The sequence below is a fragment of the Streptomyces sp. NPDC002845 genome (assembly GCF_053591955.1).
Genome location: NZ_JBSFUU010000033.1, coordinates 39541 through 59665 on the forward strand (window position 1 = coordinate 39541; position 20125 = coordinate 59665).

Below are 20125 nucleotides of genomic sequence, written 5' to 3' on the forward strand. Positions count from 1 at the left end.
CCAGGGTCGAACCGCAACCACCGTGACATCGAACTCTTGGTGCAGCGTAACGTCCATACGCGTCATCCACCTCCCATGGGCAACCACGTGCGGTTCAGGGTGAGCGAGTTGAATTCCTTGAGCCGCTCGAACGGGATCTCGAATTCGATGCGCGGACTCCCCCCGGGTCCCTGCCAGTCATATCGCTTGGCCGTGTCGCCGAACCTCGCCAGGAATGATGGGTGCATATCGTATCTGATCATTCCAGGCGCATAAGGGCCACGCCCTTGGTACTCCTTGGCGACGCTCCTCTCGCCGAAGTAGATCTTGCCGTTGCTTCCCTCAACATTCTGCATGGCCGGGTTAGGGCCGTGCTCGAGTTCGAAGTCCTTGTCGGCGGTCTTCGGAGTCCTGTAGACGGGAATGGAATCGTCGCAATTGTGCACCAGCAACGGCGCAGTCCCCGCCAGCACGTAGTACGCGTGGATCCCGGTGATCGTCAGGTCGTGCGTGCGCTGCCGCTTGTCGAAGTGCCGGTTGGCCGTCACCTCGACCGTCTCGCCGGACGGGGTGTGCAGCGTCATGCCGGGCTTCAGGTCGCCAGCCTTGATCCACGCCTGCTCGGATTCCACCCAGAAGGGGTGGGTGGTCGTGGCGATCAGTGCCTGCGTCTTGCTTGAGGCGGTCTTCACCGTGAGGTCGGAGAAGTGCTTGTCGTCCTCGGTGACGATGGTGCCCGCGACCTCGCGAACGGTCGTCTTCCCCGTCTTCGGGTCGGTGACGGTGACCTTGTCACCGAGCTTCACCTTCTCGATGGGCTTGGTCGTGCCGTCGGCCAGCAGGACCTTCGTGCCGGGGAGGAAGCTGTGGCACTCGGGATCGGACTTCTTGCTCTTCTTGCGAGCCGCCGCCGCCTTCTTCCTGGCGTCGGCGAGTTTGTCGGCGGCCTTGGACAGCCCGGCCCTCGCCTTGCCCAGCGCCTTGTTCGCCTTGTAAAGGTCCTTCGCGCCGCCGATCAGGTCCCCGACCAGGCCGGTCACCCGCTTGGCGAGCTTGATGCCCTTGGACCAGTTCCACGGCGCCCCGTACTTCGCGAGGATCTTGCCCGCCAGACCACCCGCGAAGCTGCCCGCGATATTGAGCAGGGTCTCGCCGCACGCGCCGACGTCGCCGGTGGAGACGCAGTCCAGGGCCGCGTCGACGCCGAGGATGTCCCGGACGATCTTGACGAGGGCCTTGCCCGCCGACTTGATGCGCTGCTTGGCCGTCGACTGCTGGCTCTGGGCCACCGTCACATTCCGGGAGGCCGTGTCGTGGTCCGACTGGGCCTTCTCGACCTCGGTCTTGGGAAAGTACGGTTGGCCTCCCCGGCACTCGATCAGGCCCTCACGGCACTCCGGGATGATCAGGCCGCTGGGGTCGGCGTGCGTGACCGGGGAGTTGTTGGCGTAGGCGTAGCCGTTGATCTGCTGCGGCTGGGTGTAGTCGATGATCGGGTCGACGGATATGAATTTGCCCAGCTGTGGGTCGTATTCGCGGGCGCCCAGGTGGGTCAGGCCGGTCGAGGCGTCGATCGTGCCTCCGACGTAGCCCTTCTCCCCCGGCCAGGTGCCGGTCTTCTCGCCACGCTGCACGCCGTAGGGGTCGAAGCGGCGTTGCGAGATCGCGCCGGTCGCCGAGTCGATCGCCAGCTCACCCGTGCCGTGATGGTCGGACGCGACGAAGGACAGATTGCCGCCGGTGCGGACCGCGACGGTCTGGCCGCCGTACTGGTAGTAGCGGGTGGCCTCCTTCTTGGTGCCGTCGGCCGACAGCTTCAGCTCGGTGCCCGGCAGGTAGACCGTCGTGCCGGAGGGGTCCTTGCGCAGGACACGGTTGCCGGAGCCGTCGTACAGGTAGCTGGTCTTCGAGCCGTTCGCCTCGGTGACCTCACGCACCTTCCCGGTGTCGGTCCAGGCCAGGGACTGCGCGTTGCCGCCGATGGTGCGCTTGGTGGTGTTGCCCGCGTCGTCGTACTCGTATGTCGACTGCCGGTCCCCGGTCGGGGTCTTCTCGACGACCTTGGTGACCTGGTGCGGACCGTCACCCAGGGCGCCCGCGCCGCCGTACTCGTAGCCGCGGGTGATGTTCTTCGCCGCGTCCAGGCCGGTGTCGTGGACGGTCTCCGAGACGCGGTTGCCGATGGCGTCGGTCTCGTACGACTTCCAGTACGGGGCCGGGCCGCCCACCGCGCCCGACCCGGGGGCCGAGTCGCAGGCCTGCGGACCGCTGCCGTCCAGCGGTGCCACGGAGCCCCTGGAGCCGGAGCCCACCGCGGTCGCCGCCGAGGCCGCCGGGGTCCAGGCGTCCGACAGCCGCTGGCGGCTGTCGTAGGCGAAGCACTGCACGTCCGGCGCAGCGGAGTTCGCCGTGTCCGCGATGGACAGGACGTTGCCCGCCTGGTCGTAGGAGTAGTTCGACTCCTTCGCAGGGGCGGTCGCGCCGTAGACGTCGACCACCGAGCGGGTCAGCCGGTCGGTGCCCGTCTCGTAGTCGAAGGTCTGCCAGACCTTCTTGCCGCTGCCCCCGTACAGCTCCAGCTGCTGGAGGCGGCTGTTCTTGGAGTAGACGGTGTTGGTGACGTACGAGCTGGTGCCCGTCATCGTCTTCGGTCGCTGCAGGGCGTCGTACGTGTACGTCAGCGCTTCCGCCGGCAGGTCGCCGATGGCGGGCAGGCCGGTGCCCTGGACCGTGCCGTCGCGGTTGTACGTGGTCGAGAACACGTACGTACCGGCGAGGGAGCCCTGTGAGGCGGGGACCTGGTAGGCGGTCTTCAACGGACGGTAGAACTCGTCCCTCGACTGGACGGCCGTGCCGAAGTACTCCGTCGGCGAGACATAGCTCAGGAAGACGTAGGCCTGGCCCAGCGACCCCGCCCGGTCGTACCTGGTCTCGGTCAGCTTGGTGCCGGTGGTGGGGTCGCCCTGCCAGGTTGTGACGACGCGGCCGAGCTTGTCGTAGACCGTGGAGGTCTTCTTGTTGCGGCCGTCGTACGCGGCGACCGGACGGTCCAGTTCGTCGTACTCAGTGCGCGACGTGCCCGCGTCGGGGTCGACCGACTTGGTCTTGCGGCCCAGCTGGTCGTACTCGTACCGCCACACGTTGCCCTCGGCGTCGGTGACCGTCTCCAGCTTGCCCGCGGGCGTGAAGGTGTACTTCGTCGAGTCGTACGGCACACCCGCGCCCGGCGAGGAGCCCCGGTAGTGCCGGATCTCGGAGGTGTTGCCCTGGCCGTCGGTGACCGTCGTGGTGGGCACGCCGCCGGTCGGAGGGTCGACGTGGGTCAGCTCGCCGTCGTACCGCGTCGTCGTGCGCCACTGCTCGGCGCCCCCGACCGCGAAGATCTCGGCGGTGGTCCGGCCCAGGCCGTCGTACTCCAGCAGGCTCTGCGCGCCGACCTCGCCGTTGCGCACGAGCAGCAGCTCGTCCGAGGCCGCGCCCGCCGAGTTGTACGTGGAGTTGGTCTTCTTGATGTTGCCGGTGCCGCCGTAGAACGTGTCGGCGACCATGCGCGTGCCGCCCGGCCCCTCCGTCTGGATCTGGCGGGGGCGGAGCAGGCTGTCGTAGAGCTGGTACTCGGCGCCGTAGGAGCCGTCGTTCTCGACCTTCTGTGTCCTGATCGAGGTGACCTTGTCCTTGCGGACGTTGTACGTGTACTTGATGCTCGGCGTCTGGGACGTCTTCCGGTCCGCCAGCCACACCGAGGTCAGGCGGCCCAGGGCGTCGTAGGCGAGGTCGGTGCGCTTGCCGTTGGGGTCGGTCTGGCCGGTTGACATGCCCCAGGCGGGGACGTAGTCGGTGGTCGTGACGTGGCCGAGGGCGTTGGTGACGACCGTCTTCGTCAGCAGGCCGTTGGTCTGGGTGTAGGCGGTCTTCGTCTCGTTCTGCTCGGCGTCCTTCTGGGTCAGCGGGCGGCCGTAGGAGTCGTAGGTCGTGGTGCCCGTGACCTGGTACGTCGCCGTGGTGCCGTTGTGCGAGGTCAGCCGCTCGGTCTTGGTCGCGTCACCCTTGGTCGGCGCCGCGCCGAACGCTCCGCCGTCGTACGAGGTGCGCTCGTCCGCCAGGACCTGCGTCTTGCGATCCGGTGTGGCCGAGCAGCGGCCGGAGACCGCCTCGCTGCGTGCGGGCAGCGTGAGGATGTTCTTCGCCGCGTTGTCCGCGTACGTGGTGCGGGTGCAGGTGTCGTCCTTGGTGGTGGAGACGTCACCCTGGTCGTCGACCTTCAGGACGCGGCCAGTGCCGTTGGAGGTGTCGTACGTGGTCGTGGACTTCGTCTCGCGCCAGGTTCCGTCGGACTTGAGGTTGAAACCGCGGCCGGTCCGGGTACGGACGATGACCGCGCGGGTGGTGCCCCAGCTCTTGGTCTGGGTGGCCGTGTAGTGCTTCCAGGGAGTGTTGATCGTCTTGGAGATCAGCTTGCCGCCGTCGTAGGCGGCCGTCTCCAGCTCGTGGCCGGTGAACTCCTCCGCGTCGGTGTACGAGGCGCCGGTGGAGTCCTTCACCGTCACCGACCGCGTGCCGCCGGAGGAGTTCTTGTCGCCGTCCATGCCCTGCATGAACGTGTGGTCGACCCGGGTGGTCTGCTTGTCGGCGGTGCCGCTGGTGACGGTGACCTTGCCGTAGCCCTGCCAGCCGCCCCACGTGAGGTACTTGGCGTCGGTGATGCCGTCCGGCTTCGCCTTACGCCAGGCGGCGTCGCCCTGGTAGTCGTAGCGGGTGACCATCTGGTCGCTGCCGCCGGTGCGGTCGGTCTCGATGACCGCCCCCACGACGTACTTGTGGAACCAGTCCGTGATCGGGTCGATGGAGCCCGGTGGGGCCCACTTCACGGGGTAGCAGCGCTTGGTGGACTCGCCCGGCCTGGGCAGCGTGGCCTTGGTGCAGTCGGCGGGCTTGTAGTTGACGTCGAGCTGGGCGCCGGTCTCGCTGAGGACCATCGAGAGCCGGTAGCGGTGGAAGGGCGCGATGTTGTCGCCGATGGCGTCGACGCGGTTGGCGAGCTGCTCGCCGAAAAGGTCGACGGTGGGCAGCTTCGCGGCGGTACCGACCCGGCCCTCGTGGGAGATCTTCGACAGCCACAGGGTCTTGGAGTCGTCGCCGTTGTCGGTGAACAGGTGCGTGAAGGCCCAGGCGTCCACGTCCGTGTAGGTCGTGGCGTCCTTGCGCATCTGCGTGACGACCGACGTCAGCCGCTTGGTGGTGAAGTAGGTCTGCACGGGCGAGGTGCACTTGGTGCCGGCCTTGCACTCCTGATCGACCGGGACGTCCGGCCAGTGGGAGGCGTTGGCCTTGGTGCGCTTGCTCGCCGCGCAGTCGAAGCCGGCCGTGGGCAGGCAGCGTTCGGCGGTGTTGAAGACGACCCGGGCCGGGGCCTTCGCCGCGTAGACGTTGCCGTCCCGCTGACCGTAGTCGATGCGCTTGAGGTAGCCGCCGCGGTGGTACGCGGTGCCGTTGACGTCCGTCTTCCCGTTCAGCGCGTAGTGGTTGGTCTCGCGCCCGTAGTAATAGGACATCACGTTGCCGTGGGTGTCCTTGACGTAGTCGAGGCTCCACCGCCAGGCCTGCTTGCAGTGGGCGCTGCTGAAGGTGGCGTTGTAGCAGGGCTCACCGGAGTCGTCGCCGAAGACGGGGGCCGTCCAGGCGGAGTTGGTCTCCTCGTTGCCGGAGGCCCAGCCCGGCAGGCGGTTCCGCCCGAAGTGGTACTCGGTGCCTTCCGGGGTGGTGATGCGCCAGTGCTCACCGTTGTTGTCGCCGTTGGTGGCGCCGGTCAGCCTCTCGACCTTGGTGCCGTCGTCGCCCGACATGTGCCACTTGCCGGTGGTGTCGTCCTTGACCAGCTCGCCGGCGTTGCCGTTGAGCATGATCGTGGCGTTGTCGTACGCCCAGCACTGCTCGCCGGAGTTGCTGTGGCCGTCGTCGGAGCAGGGCTTGTAGCGGCGCTCGATGTAGCCGGGGTCGTAGGAGAAGCCCTCGCCGAGCCAGGAGCCCTGGTTGTTGGTGGCCGAGGTGCGGCCGTCCGCTGACTGTGAGGAGTAGCCGAGGCCCACGGTGGGGGCGAGGCCGCCCGGGGTCGGGACGGTGCGCAGCGGGTAGTTCCAGCTGAACCCGCCGGAGGAGGTGGCGACGCTCCAGCCGGCCGACGGGGACAGGGCGGTCGCCTTGTACGTGCCCTGCGCGCTGGAGGGGCCTGCCGCGACCGCGACCAGGGAGGTCGCGTCGGCCGCCATGGTGGAGACGCCCTCGGCGGGGGCCGGGGCGGCGGTCACGTCGGCGGAGACGGTGCCTGTCTTCGCGTCGTTCACCGTCGGCAGCACCTTGGGCTGCTCCGGGCAGTCCTTGCTGCCGGGAACGGCGACGGTGGCACAGGACGGGAGCTGGACCAGACGCAGGCGGGAGGCGTAGGAGCCGCCGTAGCCCTCGGCGAACTCCGAGTAGTCGACGGACAGGCGGACCTCGGCCGCCTTCTCGCCGCCGTCCGCCCGCTCGACGCCGAGCAGGACGCCGGCGCCGAGCTGCGCGGCCCGCTCGGGGTCGAGGACGTCGACGCGCACCTTGCCCGGTGCCTCGGCGGCCTGCTGCTTGCCGGTGGCCTCGGTCTTGGCAGTGGTCTTGGCGCTGGTCTTGGCCTGGGGTTTGAGGACCTTGACGGGCAGGCCGCCCACCTCGGCGGTGGCGCCTGTCTTCACCTCGGCGCCGCCCTGCCCGGGCCACACCGCCTTGTCCAGCCCCTTGACGGCGGCCTTGCGGGCCGGGTCGGAGGGGCGGGATTTCGCTTTCGCGTCGGATCCCTTGGCGGGATCGCCGTCGTCCTGGACGCCGGGGCGGCTGGTGCGGCCCCGGTCGCCGTCGTCGAGCACCACTGCCTGGACGGACGATGCGGACAGCGCGAGCGAGAGCCCGAGCACCGTCGCGACGACCGTCTGTCTGGGCATGCGGCTGCTCAGTGAGCGGCCACGGAAGAGCATGGGACAACTCCCTGGTCTGAGGAGAAAGTCATGGAGAGGGCGGGTGTGCCGGGCACCGACGGGCCCGGCACACCTCGAAATTGGCGGTGCGTCACATATCAGGCACTGCCGTCAGCTGCGCCATCTGCTGCACCGCGACCGGGTCGGCCGCCCCGCTGTAGGCGCGCACTTCGTCGACGGCGCCGGCGAAGTGCTCGCTCGCCCCGCGCAGCGAACGGCCCACCTGCAGACCGCCGGTGGCGGACCACAGGGTGTCGTTCTTGCCGTAGGCGTCGGCGACGAGCTGGCCCTGGACATAGAGCCGGATCGAATTGGCGAAGGCGTCGTAGACGACCGCGAGGTGCTGGCCGGAGCCGCCGGTGTCGGGCAGTTCCTGGTCGTCGGTGAAGGTGACGACCTCGGCGGTGGCCGTGTCGGTCTTGGCGACGGCCAGCTCCCACTGGCCGGTGGCCGCCTGGTAGCGGACCTGGACGCGGTTGGTGTTGGCGCCCGGCAGGGACAGCACCGTCTGCGACTTCTCCGGGTCCAGCGAGGTGAGCTGGGCGCGGGCCGTCACGGTGAAGCTGCTGTTGCCGAGGACTGGTGCGGTGGCGGTGGACGCGTAGTCGCCGTCACCGTCCAGGACCAGGTGGCCGTCGCCGACCAGGGCCGCGATGTCGAACAGCGGGTCGGCCGGGCGGTAGATGGCGGCATTGCCCGCCAGGGTCAGCGCCTGCCCGCCGCCGGTCTCGGCGGAGGCACCACTGGCGGCGTCGTCGAGCTGCCAGTAGCCCTTGCGCTGCGGCTTGACGGTCATCAGCTCGGCGACCTGGCCCGCCGGCAGGACACGGGCGAAGACACGGACCTCGGCGAGGTCACCCGTGAAGTTGTCGCGGTAGCCGCTCTTGGCCGTGGTGCGGCCGATCTGCAGCGGTCCGTACGACTTCCAGGTGGACCGGCGCGAGGCGGAGCCCTTCAGGTCCTTGTTGATGTAGAGCTGGAGCTGTGGGCCCCCGCTCTTCTGCGCGTCGTACACGCCGGTCAGCAGCACCCACTGGTCCTTGACCACGGACACTCCGGTGGAGACGGCCTTCCACTCGCCGAGCGAGTCCACGTCGTTGACCGGGACGGCGAACTTCCAGGTCTTGGCGGACGCGTCATAGCCGAGGGTGAAGCCGGGCTCGCCGGTGCCGTCCTGGCTGACGACCGTCATGTCCTCGTCCAGCGCGGTGGGCCGCACCCAGGCGCTGACGCTGAAGCTCTTGGCGGTGTCGAGGACGGTCTCGCTCGCGTCGAGATAGGCCTCCGCGCTGCCGTCGAAGCGGGCCGCGGCGTCGGCCTTCCCGCCCGGGCCCTCCACGCCGAACGTGACGGCGCCGCCCGCCGTCGCCGAGTACTGGCCGCTCTCGTCGTGGGCTGCCGCGCTGCCCGCCGGGTCGGCGAGGTTCCATTGGCCGACGACCGGTTTGCCCTCGGTCACCAGGAACTCGTAGTGGGCCTTGGCGCTTCCGTGCCCGGCCTTGTCGACGGCGATCACGTCGACCCAGTGCCGTCCGGGACGGGTCGGCACCCACTGCACGGAGACGGAGCCTCCCGCCCTGGACGGGGTGACAGTGGTCGCCGGAGAGGCGTCACTGTCGAAGGCGTACCGGTACTTGACGACGTCGGTGTCCGGGATGGAGTCGTTGGGGTTGGGCGCGAAGGTGAAGGTGCCGTAGGTGCCCACGCCGTCGTGGTAGACGGTGTCGGACGGGTACTGCTTGGACAGCACGTTCGGCTTGCCGGGCCACGTCTTGTCGTAGATGAACTCGCAGCGCTGTGCGGGGTCGCCCGCCCAGCTCCACGGGCCGTAGCCGTCACCGTCGTAGGCCCGCGCGCTCCAGTAGATGACGGTGTTCTGCGGGATCGACGACTTGACGGTGTGGGTGAACCTCGTCTTGCTCGTCGGGGAGAGCCAGTCCCGAGTGGTGTACGTGTATGAGCCCGGGTTGCTTCCCTCCCACTCCACCTTGAACTGGACCTTCACCTTGTCGGTCCGGCCGTTGCCGTGGTCCGGGTCGCTCGCGATGGCCTGCAGCTTCGGCGGGACGTCGGTGTACTCGCGGCCAGAGCCCCACTTGCACAGGCCACCGGGGTCGGTGAACATGTCGGACGTCTTGATCTGCCGCGGCAGGTTGTTGTACTTGATCGACAGGTAGGCGTTGCCGCAGATCCGCTTCCATTCGGCGAAGCGGGACTCGTCGGCCGCCCGCAGCCCCAGCGTCATCGAGCTCCAGTTATTGGCTGCGGCCGTCTTGATCTCGCTGGTCAGCTCGCCGTCCTCGAAGTGCAGGTTGGCCTGGCTGGAGCAGGAGGTCGGGGAGATCGCCTTGTCGACGGTCCGGAGATGGTCGTCCCAGTCGTCCTTGGTGTTGGACCAGTTGCTGGACGAGGTGATCTTGTAGTTCTTGCCGCCGATGCGGTAGAGCCGGATGGGCTCCGCGGTCGGCTTGGCGCTGTAGATGTGCGCCACCCGGGCGGAGAAGGTCGCGCCCAGGATCTGCTTCCCCTTGTAGAAGGACAGCGGCATGGTGAACAGCACGCGGCGGACGCCGACGCCGTTGCAGGAGACGGGGTTGTAATCGGTGGGGCATCTGCCCACACCCGCGCTGCCGGAGTACTTCCAGTCCTGCTCGCTGGACATCCCCGACATGACTCCGGTCCAGGCGGTACGCGAGGTGGTGCGCTGGATCGGGTCGATGACGACGGGGAAGACGGTGTCCTCGCCCTTGAGGAGTTTCTGGTCGGGGATGAGGCTCAGCTTGTCCCTGGTCACCTCGACGTCCAGGGGTGCCACGCGTCCGCCGCCGCCCGGGCCCTCCAGGGCGGCCTCGGGGGCCTGCTCGGCCTCGGGGCCGGCGGTGGCGGGCGCGTCCGTGCCCGCGGCCGCTGCCTTCAATACCTTCGCGACGGCCTTGGGGCCCTGGCTCTTGGTGGCAGCCTCTTCCACGGCGGCCGAGTCCCACATGGTGGGCTTCGCGGCCTGGAAGACGGTGCCGCCCACCGCGGAGTCCTCCGCGACGATCGCACCGGAGGCGTCCTCCGCGACCTTCAGCCCGTCGGTCGTCATACCCAGGTCGAGCCGGGTCAGCCTCGGGTCGGCGGCCGCCTCGGGCGTCTTGACGACCAGCAGGTGGCCGAAGCCGTCGGCCTCGGCCCGGACGGTCAGGTCGACGCCGGGCAGGGCGTCGACGTAGGTGGCGGTGTCCCCTTCGACCCGCGGTGCGGGAAGCTTGCCGTACGACCAGGTCAGGGCGAACTCGCGGCCCACCCGCCGCATCGTCACGAACGGCTTGCCCGCCTGCCCGGAGGAGAAGCTCAGGTCGACGGTGGCGGCCTTCGGCCCCCAGCTGCCGTCGGCCCGCTTCACCAGCGTCTCGTCGATGTCGACCCACTTGCCGTCCTGGACCGTGCGGACAGGCTCGGTGTACTCGCGGGCCGTGAAGGTGCCGTCGGGCTCGGCGAAGATCTCCCTGCGTTCGGTGCGCAGTCCGACGACCTCGGTCTTCTTGCCGCTCTCCTTCGCGGCGGCCATGGCCTGTTGCTCGGTCTGCATCGGCTGATCGGCGGCGGTCGGCGCCTGGTCCTGCGCCGAGGATCCGCCATTGCCGGGGAGGACCGCCGAGCCGGCCACCACCGCGCCGGTGACGGCCGCCGCCACGGCGGCACGCAGCGCGATGCCTCGCCGTATCGGTCTGTGTCTGTCTGCGGACACGCGTCCACTCTCCAGTCGGTTCATGTCTGTCTCAGAAGTCCGGTCGCCGGAACGCCTGGTCCGGCTGGTTGTGCCCCTCGCTCGACGGGGCGTCGACGGACCGTCGCGTGAAGGCGGCGCCACCCTCGGGGGTTGCCGCCTTCACCGGGTCGTGCGTCATAGCCGGCATCGGATGTGCGAGTCCGACGAGCGTGGATACGTCGTCGACGAGCGTGGAGGCGTCGTCAGCGGACAGTGGCGCCGAAGGCGACGCCGGTCGCCGGAATGCCGCCCTCACCGGGCTTGAACGTCTGGGTCGGTGCCCCGCCGGAGGCCACGTTCCACGGGAAGCCGTAGACCGCCCGTCCCTCGGCCGGGCCGTAGGGGACACCCACGTACAGCCGCGAGGGTGTGGCGCCCAGGGCGAGGCCGGTGAGCATGCGCGGCGCGGCCGCGGACGGGATGCCGTACCCGGGGTCGATCCACTGGTCGGAGGCGCCGGGCGCGCCGACCAGCGGGACGATCTGGACGCCGCCCTTGTCCGGGTTGTCCTCGGACCACTCCTCGCCGGGCACGCCGATCGCGACCCTGGTGGTCGTGGCGGTGGAGGTGGCGTTCGGGGAGGTGTTGACGGCGGCGAGCCGCCGGCCGAACTGGTCGCCGGCGTCCGCCTCCTCGTGCATGTCCGCCGAGTTCTGGTCGATCCAGGCGGTCTGGGTGAAGGTGCCGCTCGCCGTGAGCCGGAAGACCTGGACGGCGCCCGCGTCGACGGTCGTCGACAGGTCCTCGCCCGGGACACCTACCGCGAGCAGCGACTCGGTGGTGGAGGTGGCGCCGGAGGGCCGGTACGGAACCATGGCGAGCGCGGCGCCGAACTGGTCGCCGACCTCCTCGGCCCCGCTGATCACATCCTGGTCCTGGCCGAGTCCGCCGAGCGGCTTCGGGTAACCGGAGGTGAGCGTGTGGTTGAACCAGGCGACGCCGCCGGCGAAGGTCGTGGTGCCGAGCGCCTCGCCGGGCGTGCCGACCGCGAAGTGGGTCGGGGTCGCGGCGAGCGCGCTGCCGAAGCGGTCGTCCTGCTCCACGACGCCGGGCACGGCGCCGGCCTTGTCGGTGTCCTGGTGGACGAAGGTGACCTTCTGCGCGGTGCCGCTCACGTAGTAGAAGCCGCCCGCGTCCTCGACGGTGCCGATCGACTCGCCGGGACTGCCGATCAGCAGGAACGGCGCACCGCTTGAGGTCTTCCCGGCCGCGACCGAGTAGCCGACCCAGTCGTCCGTCTCCGCGCCGCCGCCCAGAGCCTTGTCGGTGCCCTGGAAAAACTCCTTCACGCCCTTGCTGTCGGCGTTCAGCCCGCTCGTGGAGCCGTAGATCACATGCACGGCCCCGGAGTCGGGCACGGTGCCGATGTCCTCGTACGGAGAACCGACCACCAGGTCGCTGCAGCCGTCGAGGTCGGCGTCGTAGACGGCCAGCGCGTGGCTGTACTGGTCACCCGCCTCGGGAACGCCCGGTATGCCGGGCGTGGACTGAGAGAGCGTGAAAGTGCCCTTGCCGCCGCCGTAGACGATGTGCACCACACCCGCCTTCGGCACACCGTCGACGGTCGCCTCCGGGTCGGCGATCGCCGTGTCCCTGACTCCGTCGCCGTTGAAGTCCGATTCGGCCCCGGAGGGGCACGCGACGGCGGCCGCGGCAGGCGTACCGCCGGTGCCGATCCCCCAAGCCAGAAATGTCCCTGTCAATACAGTGGCAGCACTGCGCCGCCACACTTTCCCCACCCGTGACACAGGTTCCCCGTTGTAAAGAGATTTTAAAGAAGGTCGAGGGGATCATCTCTTCACGTTGAGTACACATGCAATACCGCTTCTCGTATCTCAGTACATGACAAAAATCACAGCCGTCACACGCAACGTCCACAGGGCATGCACACATCCCACGCGCGCAGCGAGGGCGCGTGCGCGGCCTGTATGCGGCCGACGGTCCAGCAGACGGGTCCGGACGCCGTCCTGGCCCGGTACGGTGTCGACATCGACGAAGCGGCGAACGGCGTACCCTTGGGGCACCCCACGCCCCACGACTTCACTCACCGTGATCCCTTCCTCCTGCAGCTCAATGACCATCTGAGAGCCAACGGAACGGCAGGGACTGGCTCAGGGCCTCAGCAACGCCGGGATCGGTGACGCGAGCTTGGGGGTTCTGATGGGATGAGGGTCCTGACATGGCCGAGGTGACGGAGGCGACCTTCCGCGACCACGTACGCAAGGGCGCCGAGCGCATTCTGAACGGCTTCCCTGAGGCGCTCAAACCCGAGATCTACGTCGTTTCCTTCCGCGTCTGGCGCGTCGACCAGGACCCCCGATACCCCTACCTCGCTGTCGGCTACAACACGGAGAGCGAGGTGCGCCGGGTACTTGACCGGGAGTGCTCGTACGAGGGGACGGCGCACTGGGAATATCCGTACTGGCTGCTGGAGGGGTTCGAAAGGGTCGGCCATGTCTCCGAAGATCCGGTCGGCAGCGCACTGCACCTGGCGGAGTCGCAGGCGGAAGGACTCTGGTACGAGGACGACGGGCTGTCCGACAGCGTGAGCGACGCCCGGGACGACCGGCTTGTACAGCGCTTCGACGACATCTGCATCGATGCCGCCCTCCGGCTGCGGGCCGACGGCTGTCTCAGCAAGGTGCTCGGACGACCGGTACCGATCGTGCTGTTCGACATGGACCGCCCTGGCTGGGAGACGGAAGCGACCCGGGCCGCCAACCCTCCTGACGTGATCGAGGATTTCATGGAGCACCATGCGGTGAGATGACCGAGGAATTCAGGGAACAGGCAGAGGCGGTTTGTCACCGGGCTGCGCGTGGGGTGTCTGCCTTGAGGTCCTCGATGAACGTGGTGAAGGTTCCGAGGGGGAAGGTGAGGGTGCCGTGGGTCGGGGCTTTTGAGTCGCGGATGGCTACGTGGGTGTGGGAGCCGGCTATTTCCACACAGTCATTGCCTTCACCACCGCCGGAGAAGGTCGACTTCTGCCACTGAGCGGGGGCGGTCATGGCTGCTCCTCACAGTTCCTTGGCCAACTGGTGGATGAGGTCACGTGACTGCTCGGGGGCGAGCGACGCTTTCTTCACCCTACGGAAGAGCTTTCGGAAGTGCTCCAGTTGGGCTTCGGAGCCGATGAAGGCCGTGCCATGCGGGGCGTCGCGCACCACGGTGTCCAGGCGGGGCACCACTCCACCCAGGTACACCATGGCCGTGCCGGCTCCCGCGAAGTCGTCCAGGCCGAACGGGATGACCCGCACGGTCACATGGTCCGCCCCGGACATCTCCAGGATGCGGGCCAGCTGAACGCGGGACGCGGTCCGTCCGGCCACCCTGATGCGCAGCGCCGCTTCGTGGATCACGGCCTCGTACGGGATGGGGCCGGGGGTCTCGATGATGACCTTCCGCCTCATCCGGTGACTCACCCGGTGCTCCAGCTCGCTCTCCGGGAACTCCGGGTTCATGTAGGCGAAGAGGGCGCGAGCGTAGTCCTCTGTCTGGAAGAGCCCTGGTACGTGGATGACCGCCACGTCGTGCCGGAACGTCGCGTGGTGATCCAGCTCGGAGAGGTCCAAGTAAGGAGAGGGAAGAACGCCACGGTACTCCTCCCACCAGCCGCGGGTTCGATCCGTGGCCATGGCTACCAAGGCCTCGATCAACTCGCTGTCCGAACAGGCGTAGTTGGCCGCGAGGCGACGTACGCGCTCCTCGCTCACGCCCGCGATCCCGGACTCGATCTGACTCATCTGGACGGAGCTGACTCCCAGCAGGGTCGCCGCCGCCGTCGCCTTCAGCCCTGCGGCCTCCCGAAGTCTGCGCAGCTCGGCACCCAGGCGCACCTGTCGCGCGGTGGGGTGACGCCTCGTCGCCATGCACTGCTCCCTGGTTCAACTCTTTGCCCGGGGTGCCCCGTTCGGGTGCCAGATTACGTGAACAGCTTGCTTGGTCATAACTTTCAGACCTGCCGTCAGTGATGCGACGCACACGCTGCGGAACGCCGGGAGCCCCGGAGGCGCACCACTCCGTCCTGTCATGACGGCTGAGGCAATGCCACCGCCCGCCACCTCCGCGCATCCCCACCTCCCCTTCAGTCGACAGGAGTTCACGCATGCCCGAAACCGAAGCCGACGTGCCCGGTGAACCCTGGGAGTACATGCTGTACATCCCCCAGGACCCCCGAGCCGTCACCGTCTCCCGCCGCACCCTCCGCCTGATCCTGACCATGCGTGGAGCCCGTACTGATCGTTGTGACGCAGAGCAGCTCCACCGCTCGTTGGGCGGCCCAGCCCATTCGGCTCGGGCTGCCTGGATGGCACTCGCTCACTCTCCGGCCACTCGTCCTGAGTCCGGACAACGTGCCGATGATCACGCACGAGAAGGAGGCCGCGTAGGACGTTCCGTTGGCCGCGTTCTCGGCGATGACGCATGGCAGAGGGTCAGGAGCGGCCGCCATACTGAAACCCCTGGCAGCTGCCCTGGAGACTCTCGACCCCGAAATCGCGGCGGCGTTCGCGCAGCTCATCGAATCATGCCTGGTGGATCCCCAGGCAAGGGAGATTTGGAGGGACCTGATGGCACCGGTGAACTACTTCTTCCGGCACCCTGTGGCCGAGGAAGTTCGGGAGCAGGGCATTGAACTGGGCATCGAGAAGGGCAGGGAGGAGGAGCGTGCACAAATGATCCTCCGCATCCTCGACTGGCGCGGCATCGAAGTGCCCGACTCCGTGCGTGGGCGAGTGATGTCCTGTGCCGACCTGCACCGCCTTGAGGTCTGGGCCGAGCGGGCGGTCCACGCGGCCACCGCGGAGGACCTGTTCGGTGACGCCGACGTCTGACGTGGTGGCGGGTACTCCGAGCCACGATGAAGCCACATGCCCGCTGACATTGCTCTTCGGGCATGAAGGCTTCCGGCGGACGTTTGTACGGATGGCGGCGGAGTAAGCCCACAACCCCAGAGAGATCGCCGAGCTGATCCTTGATCTCTTCGTGGCGCGCGCCGTCCCTGTACCGGACTCCGTTCGGGACCGAGTGGAGGCCTGTACGGACCGGGAGCATCTGAAGACCTGGGCCGAGCGGGCGGTCTGCGCGACGCACGCGGGTGACGTGTTTGTGGACGCCGCCGACCGGTACTGAACAGCCGTCGGCGTTCCTTGGGCCGCCTCAGCGGTTGATCGACTGGATCTCCTGGACGTTCATGTCCTGGGTTGTTTCGAGGGCGACGCCGGGGAGGCCGTCGCCGGTGCTGTCGCTGCCCTCCCCGGTGATCCGCCAGGTGATGCTGCCCGAGGTTGTGTGGGGAATGTGACGAGTGTGGCTTGGCGGGTGTGAACGGCGTGGATCCTGCTGAGGCGATCCGTAATGACACAGGCGCAACCCCGGCTTAACAGACAGGTGGTGAGGAAGCGGGCGAGGGCTGGGATCTCGAATCCACTCCGACCTTCGACGTTGTCAGTGGGAGTCCATAAGATCTCTGTAGGCTCAAAAGCTCTCCTCGGACCTCCTCAGACCTCCTCGTCCAACTCCACCCCGCTGCCTCCACCCACAACCCAGGACACCCGCCATGCCGCGACGCACCACCTCCAGCCCGACGGGCCCGCGGAACCGGACGCCGCAGCCCCTGCCTCGGCGTAGGCGTACGTTCGGGGACTTTGTGAAGGCGTTCCTCGCGTTCATCGCCCTTGTGGTGCTGCTCGTCGGGGTGCCGTTGGCGCTGGCGACGCTCGGGTGGCCGTTGCCCAATGGGGCGCCCTCGCTGGACTGGTTGCAGCGGGAGATCAGTGTCGACACGTTTCTCAACACTCTGACCGTCGTCGTCTGGTTCGCCTGGGCGCAGTTCACGGCCTGTGTGCTCGTCGAGATGAAGGCGGCGCTGTCGGGGGTCGGGCTGCCGGGGCGGGTGCCCGGTGCCGGGCCCAGTCAGTTGCTGGCCCGGCAGCTTGTTGCCGCGTTGCTGTTGGTCGGAGCTACGGCTGCCAGCTTCGCGCCCGGGTTGTCGCAGCTCGGACAGTCGCTGGAAGGGAACCAGAAGCCGACCGTCGCCGCGGCCGAGCAGACGCCGGGTGGGCTGTTCAGCCAGCAGCAGGAGGCCGCCGCGCAGACGGCCGCCGCGCTCGCCGAGCAGGCCGCGCAGGCGCAGGCCGACGCGCGGGCCGAGAGCGGTTCGCAGGCCAAGAGCGGGGATACGAAGTACTACCGGATCCAGCCGCCCGAGGGGCGGCACCATGACTCGCTGTGGGAGGTGGCCGAGCGGCATCTCGGGGACGGGCGCCGGTACAAGGAGATCTTCGAGCTCAACAAGGACCGGGTGCAGCCCGACGGTTCACGGCTGTCCGAGGCGAGTCTGATCCGGCCCGGCTGGATCATGGAGATGCCCGGCGACGCTCGTGGCGGCGAGCTCGTCGAGATGCCCGACGAGGCGCCCAAGGTTTCGGAAGAGGTCCGGCAGCAGATCGCCGATTACGCCAGGACCGGGGATCAGCAGCAGGGGAGCGGTGGTCAGCAGGGCGGCGGGTCCGGTCAGCAGGGTGGTGGTGATCGCGACAACGACACCACCCGGATCTCGCTTCCCCAGCAGCGGACCGACGGGGATCAGCGGCAAGGCGGGCACCAGCATCAGCAGGAGTACGTCTCCTCCGGCGCCGATGACCAGGGCTTCTCCTTCGGGCTGCCCGAAGCCCTCGTCGGCGCCCCCCTCCTCGCCGCCGGGCTCCTCGGTGCCCTCGGCCGCCGGCGCCGTCAGGCCCTGTGGCAGTCGGCCCTCGGCTCGGTCGGCGGGCGGCGTGGCATGGAGCCGCCGACGCCCACCGGGCCCGCCGCCGACGCCCAGGACGCGCTGCTGGTCGGGGCCGACCCCGAGGGCGTACGACTGCTGGACCGGTCGCTCCGCGGGCTCGCCGCCGCCCTCGCCGCCGAGTCGCGGCCCTTGCCGACGGTGTACGCGGCCTGGATGAGCAACGGCGACCTGCACCTCCAGCTCGCACAGCCGGCCGGGAAGCCGCCGGCGCCGTGGCAGTTGGGGCAGGACCAGACGTTCTGGATGCTCGCGCGGACCGACGCCGAGCGGTATGAGGACGTCGATACGGCCGCTCCGTACCCGGGGCTCGTCAGCCTCGGCACCATGGAGGAGTCCCGGCTGCTCCTCAACCTCGAAGCCGTGCCCGGCATCGTGTCGCTCAGCGGCAGTGAGCGGGACCGGGCCGGCGTCTTCGCCTCCGTGGCCGCCGAGTTGGCGACCAACGGCTGGTCCGACCGCATGACGATCACGCTCGTCGGCTTCGGACAGGACCTGACCCCGCTCGCGCCGAACCGGCTGCGCCACCTCGACGGCATCGAGGACCTGATCGAGACCATGGAGGCCGAGACCCGGCAGCGGCGCGGAGCGCTGGGGGCCGCCGGGCACGACAGCGTCCTCACGGGCCGTACGGGGCCCGCCCAGCACACCCGCTGGGCCCCGCACCTCGTGCTGCTCGCCGCCCAGCCGTCCGCCGAGGACGCGGTCAAGCTGGCCGAACTCGCCGCCGACGCCGGCCGGTTGGGCATCGGCTACCTCGTCGGCACCGAGACCGGCGATCTGCCGGGCGCCGCCTGGGAGATGGAGATCAGCAGCGACGGCAAGCTCCGCGCGCCGCTGCTCGGCCTCGAACTCGACGCACAGCTCCTGCCCGTCGCCCAACAGCGCGCCGTCGTCGAGCTGTTCGTCCAGGCCGACCCCGAGCGTGACCCCGACGGGCCGACCCACACCCCGCCGTTCCTCGTCGACATCAGCGAGCAGGGGCGCCCGGCGGTGTACGCGCGCCTCGTGGGGCCGTACGAGATCATCGGGCTCGACACGCCCGACGGCGAGCGCAGCCCGCTGATGCACGAGGCGCTGGCGCTGCTGCTCCTGCACCGCGAGGGCGTGCACCCGCGCGTGCTGGCCTCCGCGCTGTGGCCGCGAGGCGTGACCGACGACGTACGGGACGCGCTCGTGGAGCGGTTGCGGCAGTGGCTGGGCAACGACCCGGACGGGACGCCGCGGCTCGGCACCGACGAGACCGGGCGGCTCACCCTCGCCAGGTCGGTCGTGTCCGACCTGGACGTGCTGCGGTCGCTGTACCACGAGGCGACCCAGGGCCGGGGCGTCGACAGCCGTGCCGTACGAGGACGGCTGCTCACCGACGCGCTCGTGCTCGTACGCGGCCCGCTGCTCTCCGACCGGGCCCAGGGCCGCTACACCTGGCTCACGCACGAGATCATCGACGCCCAGCTCCCGCTGCTCGTCGCGGACATCGGGCTCGCGCTGTCGGCCTTCCACCTGGAGAAGAACCGCGCGGAACAGGCCATCGAGGCCCTGAACGCCGCCATGAGCTCCGCCCCCGCCGACGAGCGTCTGTGGAACGAGCTGCTCCGCGCCACCCACGCCACCGGCGACACCGCCCGGCTCCAGCGGCTCGCCGCCGACCTGGTCGCGCGCAGCGGCGCCCGCGGGCTGCCGCCCCGGACCGAGGCCCTCCTCGACGAGCTGCTCCCGGCCTGGCGCAGCGCCGTGGCCGCCACCGGATGAGCGACCTGCTCATCGCGGCCGTCGCCGCCCTGTGGGGCGCAGCCGCGGGCACGCTCGTGCCGAGGGCCGCGTACCGGTTCTCCGTCGAACCGGAGGAGGAGTGGAGGGATGCCTGCCCGAACGGCCACTCGATCACCGGCCGTCCGGTCGAGGGCATCGGTGGTGGCCTCGGTCGCGGCTGGCTCGGGTGGGCGCGGTGCGGGGCCTGTGGGCAGTCGTACGGTCCCGGGACGGCTCCCGTGGCCGTGGCGACCGCCCTCGTCTGCGCTCTCCTCGCCCCCGCCACCGGCCCCCGCCCCGAGCTCGCCGTGTGGCTGCTGCTCGCGCCCGTCGGGGTACTGCTCGCCGTGGTGGACTTCCGGGTGCAGCGCCTGCCGGACGCGCTGACGCTGCCGCTCGCGGGTGCCGCGCTGGCCCTGCTCGGGGTGGTCGCGTTCGTGCCGGAGCACCTGGGGGAGTGGCTCACCGCGCTGCTGGGCGCGTTGGCGCTCGGGGCGGCGTACTTCGTGCTTTTCCTCATCAACCCGAGCGGCATGGGCTTCGGTGATGTGAAGCTCGCGCTCGGGCTCGGGGCCGTGCTCGGGTGGTACGGGTGGGGGACGGTGGTGCTGGGGACGTTCGCCGGGTTCCTGTTCGGGGGGTTGTACGGGCTCGGGCTCGTCGTCGTACGGAAGGCAGGACGGAAGACGTCGATGCCGTTCGGTCCGTTCCTGATCGCAGGGGCGTATGTGGGGCTGCTGTTGGGGGCGTACGCGGCCTGACGTCGGGTGATCGAGTCGCCTGGCGTACGCTGACATGGTCCGTCCACAGCCCTTGTGCGAAACAGCCCTTATGCGAAAGGGAACGCCC

At 69.2% G+C, this 20125-nt stretch carries 9 protein-coding genes and 2 pseudogenes; 5 read left to right on the forward strand and 6 right to left on the reverse strand.

Features of this window, described 5'->3' with window-relative positions:
• Positions 1-62 precede the first annotated feature (62 nt).
• The 4 genes from ACWD3C_RS24215 to ACWD3C_RS24230 form a co-directional block, all read right to left on the reverse strand.
• Complete coding sequence (locus ACWD3C_RS24215; RefSeq protein ID WP_451147181.1) at positions 63-6950, reverse strand: RHS repeat-associated core domain-containing protein; 6888 nt, start codon at positions 6948-6950, stop codon at positions 63-65.
• A 124-nt stretch (positions 6951-7074) separates the two neighbouring features.
• Positions 7075-10716: a LamG domain-containing protein gene (locus ACWD3C_RS24220; RefSeq protein ID WP_451147183.1), complete on the reverse strand. Its 3642-nt coding sequence runs from the start codon at positions 10714-10716 to the stop codon at positions 7075-7077.
• Between the two features lie 31 nt (positions 10717-10747).
• Positions 10748-10876: a hypothetical protein gene (locus ACWD3C_RS24225; RefSeq protein WP_451147185.1), complete on the reverse strand. Its 129-nt coding sequence runs from the start codon at positions 10874-10876 to the stop codon at positions 10748-10750.
• A gap of 64 nt (positions 10877-10940) precedes the next feature.
• Entirely contained in the window at positions 10941-12440 is a 1500-nt protein-coding gene (locus ACWD3C_RS24230) for an FG-GAP repeat domain-containing protein (RefSeq protein ID WP_451147187.1), read from the reverse strand.
• Between the two features lie 476 nt (positions 12441-12916).
• On the opposite strand from ACWD3C_RS24230, the gene ACWD3C_RS24235 reads away from it, so the two are divergent.
• The gene (locus ACWD3C_RS24235; RefSeq protein ID WP_451147189.1) at positions 12917-13507 is read left to right on the forward strand and encodes a hypothetical protein; all 591 of its coding nucleotides are present in this window, start codon (positions 12917-12919) and stop codon (positions 13505-13507) included.
• Positions 13508-13541: 34 nt separating this feature from the next.
• Here the strand turns inward: ACWD3C_RS24235 and ACWD3C_RS24240 are convergent, their stop codons facing one another.
• Positions 13542-13745, reverse strand: coding sequence for a DUF397 domain-containing protein (locus tag ACWD3C_RS24240; protein ID WP_451147191.1), 204 nt, complete (start codon positions 13743-13745; stop codon positions 13542-13544).
• Between the two features lie 9 nt (positions 13746-13754).
• The gene (locus tag ACWD3C_RS24245) at positions 13755-14606 is read right to left on the reverse strand and encodes a helix-turn-helix domain-containing protein (RefSeq protein ID WP_451147193.1); all 852 of its coding nucleotides are present in this window, start codon (positions 14604-14606) and stop codon (positions 13755-13757) included.
• Between the two features lie 236 nt (positions 14607-14842).
• Here ACWD3C_RS24245 and ACWD3C_RS24250 point away from each other — a divergent pair.
• The 4 genes and pseudogenes from ACWD3C_RS24250 to ACWD3C_RS24265 form a co-directional block, all read left to right on the forward strand.
• Positions 14843-14965, forward strand: a pseudogene (locus ACWD3C_RS24250) (ATP-binding protein); the annotation flags it as partial.
• A pseudogene (locus ACWD3C_RS24255) lies at positions 14964-15569 on the forward strand (hypothetical protein); the annotation flags it as partial. The pseudogenes ACWD3C_RS24250 and ACWD3C_RS24255, both read left to right, overlap by 2 nt.
• A 725-nt stretch (positions 15570-16294) precedes the next feature.
• Positions 16295-19276 carry a BTAD domain-containing putative transcriptional regulator gene (locus tag ACWD3C_RS24260; protein ID WP_451147195.1) on the forward strand — a complete coding sequence of 994 codons (2982 nt, stop codon included), beginning with the start codon at positions 16295-16297 and terminating at the stop codon, positions 19274-19276.
• A complete protein-coding gene (locus tag ACWD3C_RS24265) occupies positions 19273-20037 on the forward strand; it encodes a prepilin peptidase (protein ID WP_451147197.1) in 765 nt (254 codons plus the stop codon). The genes ACWD3C_RS24260 and ACWD3C_RS24265 overlap by 4 nt, the downstream gene beginning before the upstream one ends.
• Positions 20038-20125: the final 88 nt, after the last annotated feature.